This is a genomic window from Methylobacterium sp., from assembly GCF_028290105.1.
GTDB lineage: Bacteria > Pseudomonadota > Alphaproteobacteria > Rhizobiales > Beijerinckiaceae > Methylobacterium.
Map to the genome: position 1 here is coordinate 1 of NZ_JAQGKL010000030.1, position 4,417 is coordinate 4,417.

4 protein-coding genes are annotated in these 4,417 nt (G+C 72.1%); all 4 read left to right on the plus strand.

Annotated elements, in window-relative coordinates; all coding sequences use genetic code 11:
• Window positions 1-1,469, plus strand: a 1,469-nt coding sequence (locus tag JWQ05_RS02305; protein ID WP_299653857.1) for a glucan biosynthesis protein, incomplete at its 5' end; no start/stop codon positions are given.
• A 38-nt stretch (window positions 1,470-1,507) separates the two neighbouring features.
• A complete protein-coding gene (gene mdoH / locus JWQ05_RS02310; protein WP_299653866.1) occupies window positions 1,508-3,622 on the plus strand; it encodes a glucans biosynthesis glucosyltransferase MdoH in 2,115 nt (704 codons plus the stop codon).
• 333 nt (window positions 3,623-3,955) lie between these two features.
• Window positions 3,956-4,138, plus strand: a complete 183-nt coding sequence (locus JWQ05_RS02315) for a hypothetical protein (RefSeq protein ID WP_299653860.1) — start codon at window positions 3,956-3,958, stop codon at window positions 4,136-4,138.
• Window positions 4,126-4,417 (plus strand): hypothetical protein (locus JWQ05_RS02320; protein ID WP_299653863.1); only part of this gene is annotated, 292 nt, incomplete at its 3' end. The genes JWQ05_RS02315 and JWQ05_RS02320, both read left to right, overlap by 13 nt.

A 4,417-nucleotide genomic window follows, 5' to 3' on the forward strand; every position in this document is an offset into this window, starting at 1 on the left:
CCGCCCTGCCCCGCGGCGCCCGCGCCGACGAGGCCCCGGCGCTGCCGGCCGACGGCGCGCCCTTTCAGCCCGGCCTCGTCACGGATCTCGCCCGGGCGCTCGCCAAGCGCGCCTACGCGGCACCGCGCATCGACGACCTGCCGGACGCGCTGACCGGTCTCAACCGCGAGCAATACGCCGCCATCCGCACCCGGCCCGGCAGCGCCGTCTGGGCCGAGGCCGGGCTCGGCTTCACCGTGGAGCCGCTGCATCGCGGCTCGGTGTTCCGCTCCCGCGTCGCCCTGGCGCTGGTGGAGGAGGGGGTGGTGCGCGCCCTCCCCTACGACCCGGCCCGCTTCGAGACCGAAGGCGTCGCGCTGCCGCCCTTCAAGGACGATCCGGGCTATTCGGGCTTTCGCATCCGCGCCCGCTTCCGGGGCGGCGATCTGAGCGACTTCGCGCTGTTCCAGGGCGCCTCGTTCTTCCGCCTCGTCGCCGCCGGCCAGGGCTTCGGCGTCACCGCCCGTGCGCTCACCCTGCGTCCCGCCGACGCGAAGGGCGAGGAGTTTCCCGAATTCCGCGCGGTCTGGATCGAGCGGCCCGGCCCCGGCGGCCCCCTCGTCCTGCACGCGCTGGTGGATTCGCCCTCCGCCACGGCGGCCCTGCGCATGAGCCTGCGCCCGGGCGACGCCTCGCTCTGCGACGTCGAGGGCACGGTCTTCGCCCGCGCGGCCATCGAGCACCTGGGCCTCGGCGGCATGACCACGAGCTACCTGTTCGGCCCGCACGACCGGCGCGGGGCGGACGACGCCCGCGCCGGCGCCTATGCCAGCGGCGGCCTGCAGATCCGCACCGGGGCCGGCGAGGCGATCTGGCGCCCCGCGCGCAACCCCGAGACCCTGCAGATCTCCTCCTTCCTCGACGACAGCCCGAAGGGCTTCGGCCTGATGCAGCGGGCGCGCGACTACGCTGCCTTCCAGGACGACGTGCAGCACTGGGAATGGCGCCCCTCCCTCTGGCTCGAACCCCTGAGCGCCTGGGGCCCCGGCGCGGTGACGCTCCTCGAGATCCCGAGCGATTCCGAGTTCAACGAGAACGTGCTGGCCTATTGGCGCCCCAAGGCGACCCTCGCCGTGGGCGCCGAGTTGCCCTTCAGCTATCGCCAGCACTGGTGCTGGCAGCCGCCCGAGCCGATCCCCGTGGCGCAGGTCTCCAGCACCCGCAGCGGGCACGGCGCCGAGAACCGGCGCCTGTTCCTCGTGGACTTCACCGGCCCGGGCCTCGCCGCCCCCGGCGACATCCAGACCCAGCTCGGCGTCACGCCGGGGGCGATCACGAAGAGCACCCTCTACCGCTACCCCGAGCGCGACACCCTGCGGGTCGCCTTCGAGCTCGACCCGAGGGGCGAGAAATCCTGCGAATTGCGGCTCAACCTGCAGCGCGCCGACAAGCCGCTCACCGAAACCTGGCTCTACCGTTGGACCCCGTGAACGCACCCACGCTCCCCCCCGACGCGGCCGCCGCGCGCATCGTCTCCGCGCCCTTCGCCCCGGCGATGCCCCCCGAGGCGCCGGTGTCCATGCCGGTGCAGGATCTCGAACGCTGGGACGCCGATTCCGGCCACCGGCCGACCGTGCGGCACGCCAAGCCCTGGCTCGCCCGCGCCTTCGTCTTCGGCGGCGCGGCGGGGCTCACCGCCTACGGCGCGATCCAGATGTACGAGGTGGTGGCGGTCTCGGGCGGCACCACGGCGCTGCAATACGTGCTGCTCGCGCTCTTCACCCTGAACTTCTCCTGGATCGCACTGGCCTTCACCGGGGCGATCCTCGGCTTCCTCGTGCTCCTGCGCGGGCTGAAGACCCCTGCCCTGCCGACGGCGCTCACCACCCGCACGGCGGTGGTGATGCCCGTCTACAACGAGGCCACCGCGCGGACCTTCGCGGCCATCGAGGCCATGCGCGCCGAGATCGACGCCACGGGCTTGGGCCAGGCCTTCGACTACTTCGTCCTGTCGGATTCGACGCAAGGGGACGCCTGGATCGCCGAGGAGCGGGCCTTCCTCGAGCTTCGCGCCCGCTGGGGCGACGATGCCCGGCTCTACTACCGCCACCGGGCGAAGAACCATCACCGCAAGGCCGGCAACATCGGCGACTTCGTCTCGCGCTGGGGGGCTGCCTACGAGCAGATGCTGGTGCTCGACGCCGACAGCCTGATGACGGGCCCGTGCGTGGTGCATCTGGCCGCCGCCATGGAGGCGGACCCGGATTCCGGCATCATCCAGTCGCTGCCGCTGATCATCAACCGCAACACTCTGTTCGCCCGCGTCCAGCAATTCGCCGCGCGCATCTACGGGCCGGTCATCGCCACCGGCCTCTCGGTCTGGTCGGGCCGCGACGGCAATTACTGGGGCCACAACGCCATCATCCGCACCCGCGCCTTCGCGGCGGCCTGCGGGCTGCCGGACCTGCCGGGCAAGCCCCCCTTCGGCGGCCACGTGCTCTCCCACGACTTCGTGGAGGCGGCGCTGATCCGGCGCGCCGGCTGGAGCGTGACCATGCTGCCGGCGCTGCCCGGCTCCTACGAGGAGAGCCCGCCCTCGCTCATCGATGTGGCCGTGCGCGACCGGCGCTGGGCGCAAGGCAACCTCCAGCACAGCCGCATCATCGGCGCGGCCGGCCTCAAGTCCGCCTCGCGCCAGCACTTCGCCACCGGCATCGCCGGCTACGTCGCCTCGCCGCTCTGGCTCGGCCAGCTCGTGGTCGGCATCGCGCTGGTGCTGCAGACCGCCTACGTGCGGCCCGAATACTTCACCTCCGAGTTCGGGCTCTACCCGGTCTGGCCGCGCTTCGATCCGGTGCGCGCGCTCCAGCTCTTCGGGCTCACCATGGGCATCCTGCTCGCCCCGAAGTTCCTGGGGTTGATCCTCGCGCTGATCGACGGGCCGGTGCGCCGGGCCTGCGGCGGCGCTATCCGCCTCGTCCTGTCGAGCCTGATCGAGATCCTGCTCTCGGCCCTGATCGCGCCCATCGCCATGCTGATCCAGTCGGGCTCGGTCTTCCAGATCCTGCTCGGGCGCGACACCGGCTGGAACCCGCAGCGGCGCGACGACGGCTCGATCCCCTGGTCCGACATCGTGCGCCGCCACCGCTGGCACATGGCGCTGGGGCTGGTCACGGGGGTGGCGGCCTTCGCCATCGCCACCTCGCTCTTCCTCTGGATGTCGCCGACGATCCTCGGCCTCGTCCTGGCGATCCCGATCTCCTGGGCGAGCGGGCAGCTCAGCCTCGGCCTCGCCCTGAAGCGCCTCGGCCTGCTGATGACCCCGGAGGAGCGCGTGCCCCCCGCCATCGCGGCGCAGGCGGGGACCTTGAGCCGCCGCAACGCCGAGGCCGGCCTCGACGACGCGGATGCGCTGGCCGCCCTCCACGCCGATCCGGGGTTCGCCCACGCCCATGCCGCGATGCTGCCCGAGGCTGCCCCGCGCCCGCGCGGCGTCATCGACCCCGACCGGGCGCTGGCCCAGGCCAAGGTGGTCGAGGCCGAGCGCATCGACGAGGCCCGCACCTGGCTCGCCCCGAAGGAGCGCATGGCCCTCCTCCACGACCGCGCCCTCCTCGACCGCCTCAGCCGCCTCGCCCCTTGAACGCCGCCCGCGTTCTTGGGGGTCCGAGCGCATGGGGCGGAAAGCGAATCGCCGGCGTCGGCAAGCGAAACGGAGGCGAGGGCCAGGCTGAGCGTCGACGCTTCCGCTCGGTCTGTCCCTCTGGTAATCGCAGAGGATGCGCGCGCCTGCTTCAGTAATCCGGAACACGTCTGATCGGCGGGCAGAGCGCGATGGTCCTGTGTCCGTTCGGCCTCGCTGCATCGCGGGTCAGGCCGGCGTTACGGACGACGGGCGGCGCGCCGGGATCGATCACCCGGTGGGCTCGCAAGCCCGTCGTTTCCTGGCCGAGAAAGCCTTGCGGGCGCAGCAGCCATGAACCCCCTGGCTCGGCCCGTGCTGTTGGCGGCGGCTGTGGCCATCCTGGCCACCGTTGCCGTTTGGCTGTCAGTCATGCCGGATGCCCCCGAGGACGCCCTGGAAGACGGCCTCATCGCCTCCGCCTCCGCTTCGCTGGTCATGCTCGTCGTGATTCGGAGATCGACATGGCTGAAGTAGGCGATGGGGTGGGATTGCCGGCTGGATTACCGCCGAAGCGGCTCTCGGAGTTGTCCCGCCTCGCGGCGCTCCTCGCAGACCAGGTGATGGCAGCCCAGGCCGCGAGCCGGCCGGTGCCGAAAGCCCACATCAATGCCCTGCTCGATGCCGCCATCCTGCTGGACAAGTACGAGGCCGACCTGCCGGAGCCTCTCGGCAAAATCGTCGATCAAATCGGCGACGCCGAGGCTGAAGGCGCCGGCCGCCTCGCGTGGCTCTTCCGCCCGTTCCAGGGCACCA

Excerpts from the sequence above, each read along its gene's own strand:
- JWQ05_RS02315 (WP_299653860.1), top strand. The coding sequence starts at position 3,956 with ATGAACCCCCTGGCTCGGCCCGTGCTGTTGGCGGCGGCTGTGGCCATC.